We start from the raw sequence: 20,807 nt of genomic DNA, 5'->3' as shown, positions 1-20,807 counted from the left end.
CTCCTAAACCTCCTCGATCATCTTGTCTTTTAATAATTCTTTTGCACGCTTTAATCTAGTTTTTATTGTATTTATATTTACTGTCGTAATCTTACTTATTTCGGCTAAAGATAGTTCTTCATAATAATGCAGAAATACTACTTCTCTGTACTTTAGAGGTAAATTCATGACAGCATTTGTTAAGATGTTTTCTTCACTATTCGCGATAATCTCTTCTTCAACCTGTTTTGATTTCGAAGGTATATAATCCAAAATTTTATCGCTAAGCGTTATTTTGCGATAATGCCAGCTTCTTAAGTAGTCCTTACAATGATTACTAGCAATACGATATACCCATGTTTTTAGTGTTGCCTGCTGATTAAACTGATTTAACTTTTCATAACATTTTAAAAATATCTCCTGCGTTAAATCTTCTGCTGTCGTTCGATTTTTAACATATGCATATACGAGATGCAGGATATCATCGCTATATTCTTGCATTAATTGATCAATTATTTCCTCTCTCTCAAGCAACATACTTTCATCTGTCACCGCCAGTTGATTTAGTCCATTCATCTTGTTATCACCCTCTCACATATAATAGACGTAGCTAACCTTCATCTGGTTTGAAAAAATATTGGATTTTTATGACCTTCTATAATCTAAGGTATAAATGGAAAAAGGAACAACCTCTTATCGGATTGTTCCAGAATGTTGTATGTAGGTTAGATGGCTTATAATACTACTTATTCGATTAATAATATCTTACTTCTCAGAAGGAACTGCAAGTACAACAGCTCCTAAATTCAGAATTACTTATCGGCGTAAATCTGCGTTTTCCTGACGCTACCCCTTTTTTAACTATCCTGCCCCCTATGTTCAATAAGGAATCCAAAAAAAGATGGTTAATTCCCCCTGGATCAAGCACCCGTTACTTAAAGAAGAGTGATGCGAGAATAAATCCTATTATGATTACAAGAATAAGTATCCCCGTGCCTTTCCAACCCAAACTGCCTACTAAATCCACAAGACTTCCATTGTTTGATCTATTAAAAGCATCGTTCATATTACCCATTGAATTTCTTTTCAGTTCTTCTTGTCTTAATCTCTCTCTTTTGCTCAGGAGTTTCTTTGTTATCTTGCATATAAACACCCCCTGTAAATTGACCAATCATCCCCAGAAAATTTAACCACAAAAATCCATTACCCTTGTTGAATTAAACTGCTCCGTTAGTGGAACAAGAAAAAGGCTGCCGCAGCAACCCCCAATCTTTAACTCTAGCACCCCAATAGTTAAAATACATTTCTTCACAATCTTCCGCATAAGCAGTATATTCCCTTTGGTTCTTTCAAGTGGAGTTGCCTTCACTCACTTTGATTGGCGAGTTTATTTCGGTCAACTGATTTCGGCGGTTCTTCTAACCAAGCATGTTTTATTAGTATATTTGCACCATCTTCCGCGTATAAAGCTAGTTCAGCCGCAAGGCGTGCAAATGTAGCACTTACATCTAATCTTTGACAAGTGCCAGCAGCCATACCGTAATTCCCAATCCCAACTGCAATCATATAAGTTGTTTGAAACATCATCAATTTATCTGAAAAGGGTGCGATGGTACTATCTGTAACGTGTGCGTCCCAACCCATAGGTGCTGGAAGGTCTTCATCAATTAGGATTGAACCAAATTTTTTCATATGTTTACTTGCAATTTCCTTTCCTTTTATAAGGAATTGCTTAACATCTTCGTTTTTACATACCTGTGCAAATGCCATCATCAACGCTTTACCCATTCCATTTGTTTGAATATTGTTAAAAAGATGTGTAATCTCAATTGCTGTTAGAGGTCGTTTATGCTTCCCAAAAAAATCAATCAAGAAACCTTGATTTTCTACAATGTTAATCTGATTTGACACAGGAATTTTCGGTGATCGGACGTACACACCTTTTGATAACATAACTTTTCTAGCTTTATCGTGTAATTCTGACACAGAAATAAGTAAATTTCTAAAAAAGTCGCTTACATCTGAACGGGCAGAAAGACCGATTGCCATACTAACACTTGCCATTGCTAGTATTTCTACTTTTTGAATATACATAAGGATAAACGAATCGGAATACAGCCTAGGTGCATTTATATTAACATCTTCGTCCGTAAATCCCACTGGGATCTGGTGGTTTTCTTTCGCAAAAATCTCTGAAATAATTCTAATGTCATTTTTTGCTATACTTAAGGAATTTTCTATAAGAGGAAGAATGTCTTTATCCTCACAAATATTTTTAAAATAATTCATTACGCAAATATCTAACGTATCATTCATATATTGTGCCCAAAGAAACCCTAATTCCGAAGCAGTAAGTGGAATATTGCTTTCAGACATTACTTTTTTATCATTCAGATTTGTCATTTTAAAAGTTACCCTCCTCTTCTAACACAACTTCCTTATTTTATGATGAAATTAAGTAGGGTAATTTATACTAAAAGGAGTGAATAACTTCTTCCTTTGTTCAACATTTTCCTTCTTAAAGTAACATGCTTCGTTAGAGGAACAAGAAAAGCGACTGCTCTTTATTGAACAATCGCACCCGATAGTTTAAGTGCTATTGTTCACAATCTCTTTTACATTTAATATAACTCCTAATATAGGGTTAACTCTTGAATATAAATTTTTTTAGCAACAATCCTAATGTAATACCAAAAATGATGGTGCTGAAAATATGAGAATAATAATCATTGATGGGTCTAATATCGATATACTTACCTTCTATTAATGTTGTGAATAATAGTTCACATACTAACCAGGCAAATAAACTGCCCACGGTCGTTTTTATAACCAAATGGCATGAACCAAACTTTTCAAATATAAAGTAAAGTAAGATTGCAAAAACACTACTAACTAAAAAATCTACCATTAATCCTATGGTAATTACAGGTCTGTTAAATGTAATAATAAGACTTGATAATTCATAAATACCAAACTTTCCGAAACCAAAATGTACAAATATCCTCGAAGCAATCTCTCCTGGTATTGTTGAAAGTACACCTAATATACCTATTCTTAACATCCTATCTCGGATCATATCATCATTCCTTAATCTTAATGTGGACAAATTTAGTATTTAAATTATATATAATTTTATACGTAATAAAGGACGACACTTTTATATATGAAATAAGGCACCAGTCTACCTAATGAACTTATAGTACCCACTTCTTATTAAACTATTCTGCACCTTTAGCTTAATAAGAACTGCAGTTTCAATTTCGTGAAACAGGTCAATAATTCCTGAAAAAAGAATTTTTTGGGGAGAGATGAACTTGTTATTATCTAAAGCATGGGAAACGTATGAATCTGATAAGCGTATTGAAGGCTTTTCGCCGCAAACATTAAAAGCATATAAACTACAGTCGGGCTTACTTATACGCTTTTTTAATGATGTTCAACTTGATACGATCACTACGAATCAATTAAAAACTTATTTAGCAAAATCAAGTGAAAGCCTTAAACCTGCAAGTTTGGCTCATCGAATTCGTTTTATGGAATCCTTATTTCGATGGTCTCATGAAGAAGGGCATATTCCCAAAAATCCAGCAACTAAAATAAAAGAACCTAAAACCGGAAAACGAATTCCTAAATTTTTGACCGAAATGGAAATTGAACATTTACGGGAAGCCTGTTGTTCCCCAATGGAAAAGGCTCTGTTTGTATTCATGTTCTCCACTGGATGCCGAATAGGAGAAGTTGTTACCTTAGATAGGGGTAGAATTAATTGGTCGAACCGTTCAGCTGTTATAAGAGGTAAAGGCGATAAGGAACGTGAGGTTTATTTTAATATTCGCTGCGAAATTTGGTTAAAACGATACCTGGATAATCGAGTAGATAGGGATCCTGCTATCTTTGTCACGGAACGGGATCCTCATCGAATGAGCATTGCCACGATGAGATACATAATTAAGCGGATTTCCAACCGTGCTGGCATTAACAAAGACATTCATCCACACCAACTCAGGCACAGCTATGCAACCCATTTATTGAATAATGGAGCACCTCTCGATGTTATTCAAAGCTTATTAGGTCATGAAAAAAGTGAAACTACCCGGATTTATGCCCAATTAAGCGGAAGCATCAGACAGGAATGTTATAGGAAGTATTTTTAGCAATAAAAAAGCAATGCAGTCGAGATGCATTGCTTTTTTCACTCTTGCACCCGTTACTTTAAGTACACTTCTTCACAATAGAATCGAAATGCGTATTAACGATTACTTTTCTTTTTCGAGCGAAAGACAGGCATTTTTGAGGTATTTTTAAAAATTTTGTCGAATTTAGCCCAATATACAAAATTTTGTATATAATAATTTCTGTCACGTTTTTACAAAATCTTGTTAGGAGTATAGGTATTATGACATGTTCGGTTGATTTTTTACTTCTAAAAGCTATAGATGATATGAAGAAGAAAATGGTTGAAACTGCATCTAGATCAGGTTTTATTAGTCAAGAGACCATAAAATGCAGTCAAGAGTTAGATAATTTACTAAACCTTCATATGAAACATTTTTCGAATGAGAGAATTGAATAAAAAAATTTTAGTCAAGAGGTTATTTGTTTTTATTTTTAGTGAAACCTTTACAACAATCCACTCATATAGGAAAATACTAAACAAACTTGGTGGTTGGGTTAACCCCTTAAATGAAAAAACTAAGAGCAGAGAGACGGTGGAATTAACAATCCTCAGCATCATTTTTGGTATACAGTTCCTTGGTGCTATTTATATTTTGTATTGGTTTTTAAGTGGGGCTAAATAAACGCATTATTTGTCAATTCCTCGAAATGTGAAACTATTTAATACTCGCTACAATTTTTTCAATTAGTTCATTAAGTTCATTGGCTATGTCCATATCTAATGTATTTCATCTATTTCGCTTAATTTCAGTGATAATGCAGTCAATAACTGGTTTAACATCATTCCTTTTTCACCTCTCCCTTACGCCGTAATTTCTTTCAAAATATGACTTAAAGGGAGATTATTTTTCCCCTTCTTTCTTCATACAGATAGGTAAGGCTTTGAAATTATCTCCACCTTTTCCCCCTGTTCACACCAGTACGTGCGACTTTCACCGCATACGGCGTTCCAACTAATCCAATTCAATTTAATCATCAACACTTCTGAAGTCGTAACATCATCCGTGTCTCAATTCTTCCGTTTCAATAAGTCGGTGCCTCCCGTAGGAGGTGAACCTCTATTAGTCTCACAAGAACCTTATTAACCGATAAAGATTTGCCTTGCATGAAAGTAACCTGCCTTTTAGTTCAACAAGATTAAAGCTGTATTGTCAAACCTGTCTGTAATTAAATGAAAAATTTGTGAATCTGGAGAAAAAACTCTTTTCAATTTCGGTTTTAATTGATACAATTCCCATTAATAAGGTAGGAATAGTAGGTGTTTCGGAAATGTCTTTGTATGAAAAATTACCAAGTGATTTTTTGATTCAATTTTATTATGAAGTGCAAAAAATGATTTCAAAAGGTTTAGTTTCTAAAAATATGTATTATGAATTAGGACTTATAATTACAGCTGGTCAAGAAGAGGGATACTATTGGATAAGCCAAAAGATTTTAAACAGCACATTGTCCACGAACTATTAATGGAATTCCGCCGTGATTGATAAATAGTTATCGTAAGAGGTCTTCCATCTAACAAACAAAAAAGCCACTGATAATAGTCAGTGGTTTCTTAAACTAGAGCTACCCGTTTGTTGAAGAAAGAGATTTATGAACGCTGACTTGTTTCGAAAATATACGATTAGATGTTTAATTTGTTTACTAAACAAATTAATGTGTGTTACTATCTAAATTGTACATTTTAAGTTCTACATTTGAATTAAGAAACTAAAAATTGTTATATGCTGTAGCTTTGTTTAATTATCATATATTATTTAAAGAGGAAATTTCATGGAAATAGGTTTTCTATCAATTCTGCTTTAGGGTTCGTGCTTGGTATCAAGCACGCAATAGAGCCCGACCATGTAATCGCCGTGTCTACCATTGCTAGTCAAAGCAAAAAATTATTTCGTTCTTCTTTAGCAGGAGTATTTTGGGGAATAGGTCATACTGCAACCTTATTTATTATCGGTATTATACTTATCCTTATGAAAGGTGAAATGCCAGAAAAATGGGCTATGTCGTTAGAGTTTCTAGTAGGTATTATGCTTGTTTATCTCGGTGTTACAACTATTCGTTCATTTAAAAATATCCACGTCCACCAGCATGAACATGTTGGAGAACTACATAACCTTGTCCACTCACATAAACATAGTAGTAAACATGAGCATAAAGATGAACATAAAAATGTTTCATATTCGAAATCCTTGATGATTGGCTTTGTTCATGGACTTGCTGGAAGTGGTGCAATGGTATTATTAACTATGAGTACAGTTAAAGGTGTTTGGGAGGCCGCTATTTATATCCTTATATTCGGTGTAGGGACAGTTCTTGGAATGCTTTTCTTTACTACCATTATTGGGATTCCATTTGTTTTTAGTGCAAAGAAATTAAGGCTAAATAGAACACTAACTCAAATAACTGGCTTGATTAGTGTAGCGTTTGGGATATTTTATATGTACAACTTAGGGGTAACTGAAGGATTATTTAACTTTGGATACTTAGTTAGATTGTTAGAGAGATGAATTTTCCATCTCTCTTCTTCAACTATCCTGCTCCGTTACATCAATAAGAAAAGCTATTCTCCATTTTGAAGAATAGCCATCCGATATTCAAATCTTAAGCGAAAAAGCCCACAATCACCTAATACAGTGCGTAAACTTTGAAATTGTAAAATTTGTATCCCTAAAAAGGAATGTTTTACATTTTATTGATTTTATATTTTTCAAACAAATATTGAAATCCATATAAGAAAAAAGCTTTGTAATAAAAATAAAGAAAGAATTGAAGGTGGTTTATTTTTACCAATTTATACAATTTTAATTTTGTAAAAAACTGCGTAACAGGGAAAGTAAAGATCACTCCACCAATAGCATTTAACAACATAAACTTTTTGAAATTCCCATAGGACCATTTTAATGTCAAGAATGCCATCGCAAACATAGGACCGAAAAGAAAAGGAAGTTCATTTTTTAAAGAGGAATGAGGATTGTTATAAAAAGTCCACCATTTTCGGCGTTTCCCAATTTGAAGGTCTAAACTACATAATACAATAGAAAGAATAGCCGCTGGGAAGTATCTCTTGATGGTTCTCGATCCTAAGAAAGGGATTGAAAGCCAAGATACCATAACCAACGTGATATTTAATAACATCTGGTTTTTCTTTGACATAGTAAAACCCCTTAAGCAAATATTAAGCTTATTATATCTCCCTATTTATTAAATTATCCTGCCAGTTAGTTCAAGAAAAAGGTCGCCTAGATTGGTAGCCCCTTAGTTTAAGTGAAATTCTTCGAATAATATAAGGAAGGAATTTGCATAATTCCAAATGAGAATAAAAAAGCCCTTACTGTTTATTTACAGAAGGACTCGAATATCAATTATATTTGCTTCTTACTTCTTATTAATTCATCACGATCAGATGCCATTGGCGGCTGTTCCAACCATTTATTTTTTATCATGATATTAGCACCATCTTCCGCATACATCTGAACTTCTAAGGACAGCCTGTTATACATGGAACTAAGATCTCCTCTTGGACTTTGACTGACACCTGTACCGTAATAACCAACACTCATAGAAATTAAACCAGATGTAAGGTACAACATAAGTTTATCGGAAAATGTTTGTGTGGTACTGTTTGTTATTTCTGCATCCCACCCCATTGGTGCAGGGAGTTTACTTTCCTCTAACTTCCCTCTAAATAATTTAATGTGTTTATTTCCAACTTCCAAACCCTTTAAAAAGAACTGTTTTACATCCTTGTTCTTTGCAACCTGGCTAAATCCAGTAAGTACCGCTACTCCAAGAGCATTTCTTTGTAGATTCGCAAATAAATTATCGACTTCTGCAGCGACTAACGGTCTTTTTTCTCCAATCACATCTAACATAAACCATTGCTTTTTCACAAATTCAACCTTCTCCAAATTAGGCAGGTTTGGTGACCTGATAAACAATCCTTTGGACAGTAATAATTCTGTTGAAAGATTATATAATTTCATTGTTTCTGTCAGACAGTTCGTGTAATACGTCCTTATGTCATTTCTTACGGATGCTGCCACAGCGGCACCATATAAAGTAAGTCCGACCTTTGACATCTGGTTTATAAAGTTGAGTACAAAACTGTCTGAATAAAGCCTAGGAGCGGTTAAATGAACATCCTCTTCCACACTAAAACCATGCGGAACTTCATTTTTTTCCTCTGTTAATATAGATGTAATTGTTTTAACATGTCTTTTGGATAGCTCTATTGCAAAGTCGATGATCGGTTTAATTTCATCATCTTCTGCTTTTTCTCTAAAGTATGTTAGGACACATATACTTGCACTATCGTTTAAGTATTGGTTCCAAAGTTGAGCCATCTCACCCGCAGTTAGTCGTATCTGGACTCCATTTTCCTCCATAAGCAAACCTCCAAAATAGAAATACTATAAATACCATCCCCATAAATTACCTCTGATATGTATTGGTTGGTTATGCTCGGCAATGTGAAAAATGAGCCCAGAAGTCGCAGAAGCTCATACTAATTTTAAATTCCCTTGTTCCACTAACCTGCCCCTTTAGTTCAATCGAGTAGAGGGAAAATAAATTAATATTTTCGCCCCTCTCACAACACCGTACGTACGGTTCTCGTATACGGCGTTTCAATTTATATTACAGCGTGAACTTTTAAGTAACGTTCCAAAGCAGAGGGTACTCCCCTCTGCTTTAGTCTTTTGTTTGAGATTGCTCTTTGAACAACTTTTGATAATCCTATATACCGGTAGCCTTTCCGGCAGAAGGTTAATCCTTTCGCTTCTTCTTCGGGTATCCCTAGTTGAATTAAGGATTTGATTTGTTTTCTGGGTATCTTCCATTGTTTCCAGATAATTACCCTTATTCTTGAGCGTAACTTTTCATCTATCCGACTCGTTAAAGTTTTCATATTTGCGATTCTAAAGTAATTTACCCATCCGAATATGACTTGTTTTAGTTTCAATATTCGGTAGTCTAACGGAATACTCCAATTTCGCTTTGTCAGTTGTCGAAGCTTCCTTTGGAATTTCTGTACTGAGATTGGGTGAGGTTTCACTTGGTATCCCTTGTTTGTGAAGTCGTAGTAAAACCCAAATCCCAAGAATTTTAATTCTTTTGGACGAGAGATTTTACTCTTCTCTACATTGACTATTAATCCTAATTTCACTTCTATAAATTTCACGATAGATTCCATCACTCTGTTTGCTGCTTTTTCACTTTTTACAAAGATGAGAGCGTCATCTGCGTATCTCACTAACCGTAGTCCTCTTTTCTCTAGTTCCTTATCGAGTTCATTTAACATAATATTGCTCAATAACGGGCTAAGGTTTCCTCCTTGCGGAGTCCCGACGGGTGTTTCTTCGTATTTCCCTTCCGCCATGACTCCACTGACTAGGTATTTTCTGATTAGCGAGATGTCATCACCATCATCTATTGTGTTCGATATAATTCGCATGATTTTATCGTGATTAACTGTATCGAAGAATCTTTCAAGGTCAATGTCTACTACCCAATCGTGTCCATCATTCAGAAATTCCAAGCTTTTTATAATAGCCATCTCACAGCTTCTTTTTGGTCTAAAGCCGTAACTGAATTCACTGAACTGCTTTTCAAATATCGGACTAAGAACTTGATGAATGGTTTGTTGAACTACTCTATCCACTACTGTTGGTATTCCCAACTTGCTCATCTTGCCATTTTCTTTTGGGATTTCCACTCTTAAGGCAGCTTGTGGTTGGTATTTTCTTGTTCTAATGCGCTGACGTAGCTCATCTTTGTTCTCTTTCAGATATTCCTTTAGTTCGTCGACTGTTATTCCATCGACCCCACTTGCACCTTTATTTTTATAGACACGTAAGTAGGCTTCATTCATATTTTGATTACTTAGGATCTGTTCTAAAAGTTCCACACTCGTTTCTCCTTCCCTCTCACGTAGTAAGTGATAGCTCCCTTTTGGTTATCCTTTGAGATACGCTCATACTTTCATCATTAACACATTCGGAGTTCGTCACTTACGCATTCGTGGTGTTGAAACACTATAAATTGTTCAGCCCTTCATGAGTTTATTTCATTACTATGGCTTCTGCTGACTTCTTGCGACTAACCTTTTTCGACTGTACTACTGTACATCCGCAAGACCTCCCAGGGTAAGGCTACTATCTTTCCTCTTTTACTCGTCTGATTTACTCTAAAAAGTTACGCACATCTTTTGGACTTTGACTTGGTATGGAGTCTTATCCCTTTATAAAGCCTTAGTATCAGATTTCTGTACGTCGAGCCAAGATTTTATTCCACGCTTCCTCCAGCCCCTACCTCACGATAGGTACCTTGCGCTTCCTTAGTGGTTGGTCGATGTGTACCCCCACAGTGGACTTTCACCACCTAGATAGTTGCCATGCCTGGCACACATAACAAAAGGGATTGCCGAACCAACCCCATCTTTAACATAAGCACCCGTTACTTTAATAAAAAAAGGAGAATTAGATTAAAAAACACTTATGAAAAATTTATTTCACAAGTGTATTAGGACTTTTACTTTTTAATTATTTGCTTTCTTTCTTCCATCTGAGGCGGTTCTTCCATCCAACCATTTTTAATCATTATTTTCCCACCTTTATGGGCATATTCAAATATATCTTTCATAAAAATAGTCATTTTTGCTGGTAAATCATTTCGTAAACTAAAAGCAGTTCCTAATGAGTTGCTCCCCATCGAAAAACTACAAAAAAGACTTGTGCAATACATCATCAATTTATCAGAAAATGGAGCGACCGTTGAACGGGTTGCATTACCACCCGATGATTGAGGAATTTGTATATCACCTTCTAGTAAGGTTTCGCTTAATTCTTTTATAATACCTTTAGCGAGTTCTTTTCCTTCATTAAAGAATTTTTTTACTTCCTCTGCATTTGCACATTGAGCAAAACCTGTAATCATCTGCATCCCAGTAATATTTGATTCAATTGAATGATGAAGATGAGCAACTTCTACCGAATTTAATGTCCGTTTTTCAGTAAATGGATTAATGGCAAGTCCACTTAAATAGTTTGTATCTTTAACAAACTCAACTGAACTAGGCATTGAAACATAAGGAGGTCGAGCGATCATCCCTTTTTCAAGCAAATATTGTGTGCAAAGATTGTAATAATTTTGTGTAATGGCAGTAAGGTCTTTATAAATCATTACAATATCTTCTCGATATGACATCGTTAAATTTAGTGAATGCAACGCCATACTAATTTCTTTTAACAGACGAACGAACATTATATCGAAACCATTATCATATAACTTTGGCACGTCTTTATTGACATCTTGTGCAGAAAATCCGACTGGAATAATTGCATCTTCACTTTTGAAAATTTCCATTATTTTACCAACATAAGGATCGATTTCTCCATATAGATTAGTCATTATACCCTTGGCTTTTTCGTCATCGGCTTTCTCTATAAAATGCTCTAGCATTCGTAAAATCATTGTTTTCTCTTGATATGTAAGCCATAACGTACCCAGTTCTGATGACGTAATTGCAGGTTTTTCTGGCAAAAACGATACCTCCCTAAAAACTTTCTTATTTTAGGTTGACCTAAAATATTAAAGTAATTCCATCTGGTTGAGACAAATTTTTCTACATTTATTGTCATGTTCTTGTTCAACTAACCTGCTTCGTTAGTACAATAACTTCAACACAAATAAGCGTTAATCCTTCTTGGATTAACGCACCCTTTAGTTTAAGTGCAACTCTTCACAATATATCCAGACATAATTCATATGATATTAAAAAAAGTCCTTATTGCTAAATGCAGAAAGAAGTTCACTTTTAAAAACGAATAATGTTTTTTTGGGGGGAAACATTAAAGTTATTAATGTTGAAAGGAGGTAATATGGTGATTAAAAAATTTTTGAATTTGTTTGTTGCCATTACTATCACTGTTGTCATGCTATTTGGGTTAAATGTTAACGCACAAAATAATAATAACAACAACAACAACGATATGAATGGAATCACTCGTGTAGCCGACGTTAACGATAACGACGATGACGATGATACCGATTGGGGTTGGATTGGTTTACTAGGTTTAGCAGGACTGTTGGGTTTAAGAAGAAAAAATGACAGAAAAGATTAGTATTTAGATTTATTTAATCTAATGGTTTACTCCAAACCTTTCAAAGCTAAAAGATCGCTTATTAGAGTATTAAATAAAAATAGGATCCTTAGGGTCCTTTTTTTGCATGGATAAATACGTATAATCGACATTATTAACCAAGTTAGCCCCTCTGCCCTCCATCCTAATAATGCAATTGAATTACGTGGTCTTCAATTCTTTTAAAATATTTTCATAACTCCATCTTAACATATCTTCACCCTTCTTTACCTCACATATGGGTCAAATGCGACATTAAGGAGTCATTTCCCTTCTTCTACTAACCTGCCCGTTTGTTCAATAAGAAATTCAACAAAAAGGACGTTAATCCTGCTTGGATCAACGCACTCGGTAGTGAAGAAAGGTCTAAACTTCTTCCTGATATATTTCTAATTTTATCGGCTTTAAATTCGAAGGTATTTTAAACTCCTGAAGGTCTTCTATATGATTAAAAAAATCATCTACTTCATCATAATCCATTGACCATTCTTCTGTTTCTAACTTACTCAATTCATCTGTTGGTCTAAATAAAAATTCACAGTGGAGTTGTTCCATTCGAGAATATTCATCTTCTTCATAAACAGTAAACTGACGGACAAAATCAAGGTGAAATAGTTCTTCTCCTGTAAAATCATAAACACCACATTGAAATAGGATTTCTTTATCCTCTTCTCCCTCAACTGGCTCTTTGCAAAAAATCTTAAATGTTTCCCAAACCTTTTTTATATCATCGGTATCTTCACCAATCTTATTTTTAAGATAACTTTCGGTTTGCTTAACCGTAATCATCCCAACACCTCCGATATTATTATGCGATTATCCTTGTTCAGCTAAACTGCCCCGTTAATTTAAGTGTAATATTTCACATAATTCTAGTCGTATTCTTCCTGGTCTACTTAACATCCTCTAAATCTGAAAAAAAGAGACACATTCCTTATTAGGAAATGCGCCTGAATGCTGTAGATTGTTAATAAGGAAAAGCACTCCGATAGTACATTATATAGTTAATAGTTAGTATTAAAGCTACTTTACTCTTCTAGCTGCTTGCTGAATAGGATCCCATACACCATTATATGGAGGTGCGTACGCAAGATCTAAATCAAGCAGCTCATCGGTTGTCATCGAATGGAATATTGCAGTTGCTAGAACATCGATTCGTTTGTCGATCCCATTTTCCCCAATAATTTGCCCACCAAGAACTTTATGTGTTTCTTTATGATAAACAAGTTTCAATTTCATTTTTTTATTATTAGGATAATATCCAGCGATATCTGTCGATATAATTGTTACAGAACCACATGGGATGTTCAGCATTTTTGCCTCTGTTTCTGTTATTCCTGTTCTCCCTAAAGTTAAATCAAAAAATTTTATGATTGAAGTGCCTACAACACCTTTAAATGTTTTATGTATATTAACAATGTTTAATCCGGCGATTTGACCTTGCTTATTGGCATGTGTTCCCAATGGGATATGATCATCCATTTCTTTTACTCGATGATATTGTGTTGCACAATCTCCTGCAGCATAGATATCTTTAATACTTGTTTGCATATACGCATTTACTTGAATAGAACCATTAACACTTGTTTTGATTCCAGTCCCTTCCAAAAATAATATATTTGGCTTCACACCTATAGCGACTAATACTAAATCTGTTTCATACTTCCCTTTATCGGTTTTCACATATTCAACATGCTCAATACCACGGAATGCTTCAACAGATTCACCCATTTTTAACACAATGTTTTGCTTCACTGCTTCTTCATGGATAAGTTCTGCCATTTCTTTATCAAATATTTTTGCTAATTGCTCATTTCTTTCAATGATTGTTACCTTCTTGCCGAGCTCCGCAAAACTTTCAGCCATTTCGAGTCCAATGTATCCGCCACCAATCACTGTCACATTTTTTATATCTTTCTCAAGATAATCCATGATTGTCTTTGCATCAGGAATTGCCTTTAATGTGAAGACACCTGGAAGTTTAACACCCTCCCACTTTGGAATGACCGGGCCTACGCCGGTTGCAATAAGAAGGCGGTCATACGGAAAGCTAAATGTTTCACCATTACTATGGTTTATTCCACTTACCATTTTATTTTCCGTGTCAACATTTTGGACTTCATGATATACTCGTGCATCAATGCCATATTTCTCTTTAAAAGTAGACTGTGTACGTGCTATTAACTTATCTGTGGACTCGATCTTCCCACTGATCACATAAGGTAGGCCACATTGTCCGTACGAATACACTCCACCCTTTTCTAGAACAGTGATTTCATGTCCAGAACTGTTTCGTACAATTTGCATTGCAGCACTCATCCCTGCTGCATCTCCACCAATAATAAGTACTTTCATACTCATCCCTCCTTTCTTTATTTTCCATTTATTGCTGATTTTTAAACATGAAGAAAGATTTATCCCCATATAGGGTAGCGTCAGGAAAATGCGAATTTACAACGCTTAGTAAATTCAATACATAAAAGTAGAATTCCTGTAAAGGAACCGACTTTTAGTATTTTCTTTGTTAAACTAAAGCACCAGTTCGTAATATAAGATTAGGCAGATTTTCTGTTGACCTTTTTGTTTATGGTTTTATTATTACAGTCGGGGTAAAACGGCGCACCCGTGGGACTAGATTCCGTCAACTAAACTGTTCCCCCCTACTTGTATAAACATGTTTCAGGCTGTTTGGGACCATAATCCCGTTTAACAAGCGAACTTATGACATCACAAGGAGCTTTACGGGTTACCGACTAATTTGTATTTCTATGAGAAGGAGAAAATTAATGAATCCATTGATTAGTCTGGATGTATCGAAAGGAGAAAGTCAGGTTCAAGCGTTTTTAGATAAAGGTAAACCACATCATAAGAGTTTTAGTATTACACACGATCTTCAAGGTTTAGGAAGGTTATTAGAGTTCCTTCAAGATGTGGAGAAGGCTGCTGGTGGTCATCATAATTAATTCCTTTTTTCCATCTTTGTTAATGTCTTCGTAAAATAGTTCTGGGGCATAGGAGGATTTGGAACACTCATCCAAAAAGGTCTGAAGTAAGTATCTCCTTTAAAATCAATTTTGAAGTCTTGATAAAACCCGTTCATTTTCTTAGCGTACTAGACTATTTCTTCTTTAGTTAGCTTCTATACCACTTCATATCCTTCGTTTGTAGCACTTACACTTTTTGGCACAACAAATGAGAATGGCTAATGATGTTTAATAGTCATACTGGTAAAACATACATGATTGATTTGCCAGTAAAAAATGAGCTTGGGGCAAATTCCAAGCTCATTTAGGCGTTTAAAGATCCCATGCAAGTTGCTCTATTGTTTGTTTCTTCGTTTGGGCAATAAGGTCTTTGCCCCGTTTCCCTTTATTATATCGCTGTAATAGTGTGGTGAGTCGTATGCCAGTTTCTTTTGACCAGTCAGATAAGGACTTGGTAACCCCATCGATTTCAACTAGAATGATTTTTCGATTATACGCAAAAAGGTCTTCTCCCCTAATACCAGATTTGTAGCGCTTGCTAATTACTGTATCTGATATACCCTTTTCTCTAGACCACTCTTTAATGGTCTTGGTTTCATTACCTACTGTAATATACACTTTATGAACACCAACAGGTAATAATAGGTCTTTTTCATCCCAACCCGACTCTATTCTATATCTTAAGGCTTTGGGACCTATCCCTGTGATCTGTGACCATTCTGCAATTGTATTGGTTTCTCCGTTAATGGTGATATAACGGTTGTATCTTGTGTTGTTACCCTGTTCCTTAGTGGTTGCCCAACGGCAATTTGTAGGTTCATAGTTGCCGTTTACATCTTTCCTATCCAGTGTTAAATACTCTTCGTACCCATTGTCTATTGCCCACTGATAAAAGTTTTCAAACTTATTTCTCCATTCCTCACAAACAGTTATACCTCTGGCTCCGTAATTTTTGTAGTCCTTGCTGTTCTGACGATGACAACGGGCTTTCATGGTATCCCATATATTATGTAAGCGAGTATTAGTCATATGATGTGTACCTGATGCTTTATTTCGTTCCTTCAACAAATCAATTGCAAGGCAGCCACAACTCTTTGTGATTCCTCTTAATAAACTTGTATAATTTACTGTTGATGTGGTACCACAATCACAAACGCACTTCCAATAACCATCTTCTTTAGCATTTTCCAACACAAGCAATCTTTCGAAACGTCTTCCTGTTAGATTTTGACTTTTCATACATTTTTCACATGAGTGGGAACCTCTGTTTTGTAGGATAGTTCCCCTTACTAATCGAATGTTGCCACATTCACATCTACATTCCCACATGGTTCTGTGACTATTTTTCTCGTGTATTTTAACTGACTTTATAACTGTTAACTTACCAAATTGTTGTCCAATGGATATGTCTACTTGTAAACACCCGTTACAGGTTTTAGTTTTTCCAGATGTCAAAGAAGAACCATCGACTATTTTTTGTTTACCACAATCACAAATACAATTCCACTTTGTACGAAACTTCCCATCACCTATGGGAACTCTTACAGCATTTAGTACAGTTAACTTTCCAAACCGTTCCCCTGTAATATCACGTAATTTTCTCATTTCCGTTTATTCTCCATCACGATTTCACCTAGAAATATATTAAGTTGCCTACTATTCTACTATATCAAATAGAGGAAATTTGTAAATCATGGTAAAATCAAAAGATAAGAAATTCGATCATTTTTGTACCATTACTTACGTTGAATACGGTAGATATTCATACTACATATACTGCCACGTTAGTCGAATAAGGAATTCCTGGACTTAATCTTAGTCAATTAATTCAACAAAAAAGGGGGTTAATCCTTCTGGATCAACGCACCCTAAGATCAATAAGATTATCGTTATGACCCCTCAAACCACCTTAGCCAATAAAGCCTCCAATAATAGCTCCTCCGATTACTCCTAAGACAATGATTGGTAAATAGGCTTTTGTAATAAGTGCGTCTGGGAGGCTAATTAACAATCCTATCAATACTCCTTTTGTCCAACCATACATAGGAAGAACAGTTACTGATATCAAGAAACCAATCGTAAAACGATTTATAAAAGAACCAATAATAGCAGTACGTTTATCTTCGAATTTCATCGGAAGCATTATTATTACAGATATTAAACCAAATATTAGACCAGATATAATTCCTAAGAAAATACTGCCCATGGTATTAAATTCCTTTCTTTAACTAACTCATCAATTGATATGATTCTTTTAAAAGAACTAAAAACTCTTTAGTTAGTTCGTCTACACTATGAAATCTAAAGTTATTGTGAAATCTGTTTTTGGAAACTTGTTCAATCTTCGTTATCTTCTCGTGTTCAATTTGATGGTTTGTTACTAAATTAAAATCTAACCATTTCTTTTTTGGATGAACTCCTCCAAAGGAAGATTTATTTAAAAGATGTATAGAAGTCTTTTTAAACTCAATTTCAAACGGTCCTATTTCTTTCAATGAATCGAGTATTTTTGAATATATTTCATAAACATTAGATGCCTTATATGAGAATAATTCATCTTCTGACATTTGGCCCTCACCTACACTTTCACCTTTACCATATTAAATTATATTACCTTTATTTTGCCTCTTTTTACTTTATTTTACCATAATCGTTATTCTACTAACTTGCCCGGATAGTTTAGATACATCAATTCACAATTTTCCATGCAAAAAAAGCGACCTTTTTGAAGTATCGCCCCCGATAGGTTAAGTGTAATGCTTCACAAATTATCGTATGCTGTTTACTCCACTTTTATCGTCCAAATGATTGACTAAATGATTGTCCAGATTGCACAATTTGACGTGCATTTTTTAGACGGAGAGACTCATATTCCAGTAGAGCCTCAGATACTTCAGTTCCTTGTATCCCCTTTGCAACACATTCAGCTAAGGTAGAAGCATCTTGTAAGGAAGCATAAAATACTGACGCAGTTAGTGGTGTAGGTAGATGTGCAGCATCTCCAACGATTGCTATACGCCCTTTCACAAGATTTTCAGGAACGTACTCGGCAAATCGGTGTTCCGATAAGATTACGTGTTTGAATACTATGGAGAATTGCATCCAACCAAGGTTGAGCCCATCTATCAGAAGCCTTTTCAGCTAGCTCAATCAATGTCTGTTCAGGGATGTCTGATGCATGAAGCAAATGTTGCACAACGTCTCCTTCAACACATCCAAGACGACGTAACAAATCATTTTGAGTGTTATCGTACCAAGCCCATCCCAGTCGTCGATCTCCTAGAGCTGTAGAACCGTCGGCTCCAGCGATAATGGAACCTAGTAAAAAGTCACCGATACCATCTGGCATAGTAAACTTCGGGGCATTGAGGCTAGGTCGGTGTTTTTCAGGTATGTCTTTCTCAACTACAATGGCTACCCATATCAAGTATCCCGCAAAAGTGGCGTTCGGTTTATGCGGTGAAACATAACGTCGCACAATACTACGGTGACCATCAGCACCAATCAAAATGTCTCCGTGGAATGTTTCACCCTTATCCGTCACAACCCAAGCAGAGTTGTCGTCCTGATTAACAGTTTGAACACGGGTATCATAACGTAAGTCAATTCTGGAATCAGCTTCGACTTCTGTGCGTAATCGAAACTGTATAGATGACCAAGCCTCAGCCGATCTATATCCACCAGAAGCAAGTTTTCTCAAGAATTTAGCTGTTTTTGTTCGATCAATTTCCCCACTGTCAACTTGAAGAACAGCACCACTACGTGGTTTCGCCCCAGCTCTCTCTAAAATAGTAACCTTCAGTCCAGCTCGTGAAAGAGCAATCCCTGTCATTAGTCCAGAAAGCGACGCACCAACTACAACCGCAGAGCAGTTACCTTCTTTTATAAAAGTATCATTGATTGATTTGCTCCTGAAATTCTTTCTCATTGCGTTTTTCCCCCTTATAAGGAATGTATTCAAAAAGGTAAAAACCGAATTTCCAAATTTGGAATTTCGGTTTTTCAGTGATAAATAACATTAAACATCAAATTTAACGTTTCCAAGCCATCTTACAAATTCAGGATCTCTATGTGAAAAGAACACGCTCTCTTTCGTATCTAAAGTAGCAATCGTCTCCAAATCTTCTTGACTTAATTCAAAGTCAAAGATATTAAAGTTTTCAATGATTCTTTCTTTATGAACTGACTTTGGAATGACGACTACTTCTCTTTGTGTTAACCAGCGTAAAATCACTTGGGCAACAGATTTATTGTATTTTTCAGCTATTGATGCTAATACTTCATTTTGGAACATGTTATTTTTTCCTTCGGCAAACGGACCCCAGGACATAATCTGTACATTGTTCTCTTTCATAGGGGTATGACTTTCTATTTGTTGGCAAAAAGGATGGGTTTCAACCTGGTTTACTGCTGGAACTACTTCATTATGATCAATCAAATCCACCAGACGGTCTGGATAGAAGTTGCTGACTCCAATCGCCCTAATCTTACCTTCACGATTCAATTCCTCCATCGCACGCCAAGAACCATATACATCCCCAAATGGCTGATGGATTAAATACAAATCGATATAATCTACTTGTAATCGTTCCAGTGATTTTGCGAATCCTTTCTTGGCATTCTCATAACCTGTATCTTGAATCCAAAGTTTTGTCGTAATAAATATTTCTTCTCTTGGGACACCACTTCGCTTGATAGCTCTGCCTACTGCTTCTTCATTCATATAAGCTGCTGCTGTGTCAATCAAGCGATAACCTGCAATAAGGGCATCATAAACTGCCTGTTCACATAGGTTTGGATCTTCAATTTGATATACACCAAAGCCAAGAATAGGCATCTCAACACCGTTGTTTAAAATTACTTTTTGCATTTATAATTCCTCCTGTATTTTAAATGTAAAATTTCAAATTTACTGATTTTATCCCATTTAGTCCTCTATGGTTTGTGATTTACAATTTCAGTAACTTGAACTATGATAATCCTATCACCTTCGAGCAACACGAAGGCAAGGGATTTTAAAAAGTTTTAATAAAAAATTATTAGGGAGTGGTTAAAATGCATACTGTGAAGGAAGTGTCCAAGCTACTTGATCTGACTGAACATACCGTTCGTTTCTATACGGATAAAGGATTAGTTCCAAGTGTACAGCGAGACAAAAACAATATTCGACTTTTTGATGAAGAATCAATCAGTTGGCTTATAGGTGTTAAATATCTAAAACAATGTGGTATGTCAGTGGAAGACATTAAATCCTATGTAGACCTATGTTTGGAAGGACGTTCTACCATTCATGAACGCTATGAAATCATTATGAAACAAAAAGCCATCGCTCTGACTCAGTTAAAGGAGGCAAAACAAAGAGCTAAATATATGGAAGAAAAAGCAAATCACTACCTTGATATTATCAATGGTGTAGTCCCAGATGATACGAATCCTAAAGAATGGGAATCAATAAATTCTAATAGCCCGCAAAAAAAAAGAACAAGCTGATTTCCTTTTGGAAAATTGGCTTGTTCTAAAACATTGGAAACTG

Annotated in this window: 20 protein-coding genes and 3 pseudogenes; 7 read left to right on the top strand and 16 right to left on the bottom strand. The window is 35.4% G+C overall.

Translation table 11 applies throughout. The features are described from left to right. Nucleotides 1-3 precede the first annotated feature (3 nt). From F4694_RS20790 to F4694_RS20780, 4 genes and pseudogenes are all read right to left on the bottom strand, one after another. The gene (locus tag F4694_RS20790; RefSeq protein WP_179601481.1) at nt 4-555 is read right to left on the bottom strand and encodes a sigma-70 family RNA polymerase sigma factor; all 552 of its coding nucleotides are present in this window, start codon (nt 553-555) and stop codon (nt 4-6) included. A gap of 355 nt (nt 556-910) precedes the next feature. After that, a pseudogene (locus F4694_RS32385) lies at nt 911-1,124 on the bottom strand (DUF6366 family protein). Nucleotides 1,125-1,344: 220 nt separating this feature from the next. After that, nucleotides 1,345-2,382: a DUF3231 family protein gene (locus F4694_RS20785; RefSeq protein ID WP_179601479.1), complete on the bottom strand. Its 1,038-nt coding sequence runs from the start codon at nt 2,380-2,382 to the stop codon at nt 1,345-1,347. A gap of 241 nt (nt 2,383-2,623) precedes the next feature. Next, the gene (locus F4694_RS20780; protein WP_218895762.1) at nt 2,624-3,040 is read right to left on the bottom strand and encodes a hypothetical protein; all 417 of its coding nucleotides are present in this window, start codon (nt 3,038-3,040) and stop codon (nt 2,624-2,626) included. 253 nt (nt 3,041-3,293) lie between these two features. Between F4694_RS20780 and F4694_RS20775 the strand changes: the two genes are divergently transcribed. The 4 genes and pseudogenes from F4694_RS20775 (at nt 3,294) to F4694_RS20760 (ending at nt 6,659) form a co-directional block, all read left to right on the top strand. Next, a complete protein-coding gene (locus F4694_RS20775) occupies nt 3,294-4,133 on the top strand; it encodes a tyrosine-type recombinase/integrase (RefSeq protein WP_179601475.1) in 840 nt (279 codons plus the stop codon). A gap of 242 nt (nt 4,134-4,375) precedes the next feature. Beyond that, nucleotides 4,376-4,552: an aspartyl-phosphate phosphatase Spo0E family protein gene (locus F4694_RS20770; RefSeq protein ID WP_179601473.1), complete on the top strand. Its 177-nt coding sequence runs from the start codon at nt 4,376-4,378 to the stop codon at nt 4,550-4,552. Nucleotides 4,553-5,337: 785 nt separating this feature from the next. Then, the gene (locus F4694_RS20765) at nt 5,338-5,619 is read left to right on the top strand and encodes a hypothetical protein (protein WP_218895761.1); all 282 of its coding nucleotides are present in this window, start codon (nt 5,338-5,340) and stop codon (nt 5,617-5,619) included. Nucleotides 5,620-5,925: 306 nt separating this feature from the next. Next, nucleotides 5,926-6,659 (top strand): annotated as a pseudogene (locus tag F4694_RS20760) (urease accessory protein UreH domain-containing protein). A gap of 175 nt (nt 6,660-6,834) precedes the next feature. On the opposite strand, the gene F4694_RS20755 reads toward F4694_RS20760, so the two are convergent. The 4 genes from F4694_RS20755 to F4694_RS20740 all read right to left on the bottom strand — a co-directional run bounded on the left by F4694_RS20755 (nt 6,835) and on the right by F4694_RS20740 (nt 11,691). After that, entirely contained in the window at nt 6,835-7,305 is a 471-nt protein-coding gene (locus F4694_RS20755) for a hypothetical protein (protein ID WP_179601469.1), read from the bottom strand. 209 nt (nt 7,306-7,514) lie between these two features. Beyond that, on the bottom strand, nt 7,515-8,537 hold the full coding sequence (locus tag F4694_RS20750) for a DUF3231 family protein (protein WP_179601467.1): 1,023 nt from the start codon (nt 8,535-8,537) through the stop codon (nt 7,515-7,517). Between the two features lie 245 nt (nt 8,538-8,782). Continuing rightward, nucleotides 8,783-10,057, bottom strand: coding sequence for a group II intron reverse transcriptase/maturase (ltrA, locus tag F4694_RS20745; protein ID WP_179601465.1), 1,275 nt, complete (start codon nt 10,055-10,057; stop codon nt 8,783-8,785). Nucleotides 10,058-10,680: 623 nt separating this feature from the next. Beyond that, entirely contained in the window at nt 10,681-11,691 is a 1,011-nt protein-coding gene (locus tag F4694_RS20740) for a DUF3231 family protein (RefSeq protein ID WP_179601463.1), read from the bottom strand. A 341-nt stretch (nt 11,692-12,032) separates the two neighbouring features. On the opposite strand from F4694_RS20740, the gene F4694_RS20735 reads away from it, so the two are divergent. After that, on the top strand, nt 12,033-12,272 hold the full coding sequence (locus F4694_RS20735) for a WGxxGxxG family protein (RefSeq protein ID WP_308806459.1): 240 nt from the start codon (nt 12,033-12,035) through the stop codon (nt 12,270-12,272). A 384-nt stretch (nt 12,273-12,656) separates the two neighbouring features. Here the strand turns inward: F4694_RS20735 and F4694_RS20730 are convergent, their stop codons facing one another. Both F4694_RS20730 and F4694_RS20725 read right to left on the bottom strand, forming a co-directional pair. Then, nucleotides 12,657-13,079, bottom strand: a complete 423-nt coding sequence (locus F4694_RS20730) for a hypothetical protein (RefSeq protein ID WP_179601459.1) — start codon at nt 13,077-13,079, stop codon at nt 12,657-12,659. Nucleotides 13,080-13,313: 234 nt separating this feature from the next. Then, nucleotides 13,314-14,645, bottom strand: a complete 1,332-nt coding sequence (locus F4694_RS20725; RefSeq protein WP_179601457.1) for a CoA-disulfide reductase — start codon at nt 14,643-14,645, stop codon at nt 13,314-13,316. Nucleotides 14,646-15,076: 431 nt separating this feature from the next. Here F4694_RS20725 and F4694_RS20720 point away from each other — a divergent pair. Beyond that, nucleotides 15,077-15,238 (top strand): annotated as a pseudogene (locus F4694_RS20720) (IS110 family transposase); the annotation flags it as partial. Between the two features lie 348 nt (nt 15,239-15,586). On the opposite strand, the gene F4694_RS20715 reads toward F4694_RS20720, so the two are convergent. From F4694_RS20715 to F4694_RS20695, 6 genes are all read right to left on the bottom strand, one after another. Beyond that, the gene (locus F4694_RS20715) at nt 15,587-16,879 is read right to left on the bottom strand and encodes a hypothetical protein (protein ID WP_179601455.1); all 1,293 of its coding nucleotides are present in this window, start codon (nt 16,877-16,879) and stop codon (nt 15,587-15,589) included. 304 nt (nt 16,880-17,183) lie between these two features. Beyond that, nucleotides 17,184-17,408, bottom strand: a complete 225-nt coding sequence (locus tag F4694_RS20710; RefSeq protein WP_218895760.1) for a hypothetical protein — start codon at nt 17,406-17,408, stop codon at nt 17,184-17,186. Nucleotides 17,409-17,502: 94 nt separating this feature from the next. Further along, entirely contained in the window at nt 17,503-17,841 is a 339-nt protein-coding gene (locus tag F4694_RS20705) for a DUF5655 domain-containing protein (RefSeq protein WP_179601451.1), read from the bottom strand. A 226-nt stretch (nt 17,842-18,067) separates the two neighbouring features. Further along, the gene (locus F4694_RS31820) at nt 18,068-18,301 is read right to left on the bottom strand and encodes an FAD-dependent oxidoreductase (RefSeq protein ID WP_218895759.1); all 234 of its coding nucleotides are present in this window, start codon (nt 18,299-18,301) and stop codon (nt 18,068-18,070) included. Between the two features lie 7 nt (nt 18,302-18,308). Then, nucleotides 18,309-19,202 carry an FAD-dependent monooxygenase gene (locus F4694_RS20700; protein ID WP_218895758.1) on the bottom strand — a complete coding sequence of 298 codons (894 nt, stop codon included), beginning with the start codon at nt 19,200-19,202 and terminating at the stop codon, nt 18,309-18,311. 90 nt (nt 19,203-19,292) lie between these two features. Further along, nucleotides 19,293-20,144: an aldo/keto reductase gene (locus F4694_RS20695; protein ID WP_179601449.1), complete on the bottom strand. Its 852-nt coding sequence runs from the start codon at nt 20,142-20,144 to the stop codon at nt 19,293-19,295. Between the two features lie 185 nt (nt 20,145-20,329). Here F4694_RS20695 and F4694_RS20690 point away from each other — a divergent pair, with 185 nt between their 5' ends. Next, a complete protein-coding gene (locus F4694_RS20690) occupies nt 20,330-20,764 on the top strand; it encodes a MerR family transcriptional regulator (RefSeq protein ID WP_179601447.1) in 435 nt (144 codons plus the stop codon). Nucleotides 20,765-20,807 lie beyond the last annotated feature (43 nt).

Origin of the sequence: Neobacillus driksii (assembly GCF_013409995.1) — a bacterium.
GTDB lineage: Bacteria > Bacillota > Bacilli > Bacillales > Cytobacillaceae > Neobacillus > Neobacillus driksii.
This window is presented reverse-complemented; position numbering and strand designations above follow the sequence as displayed.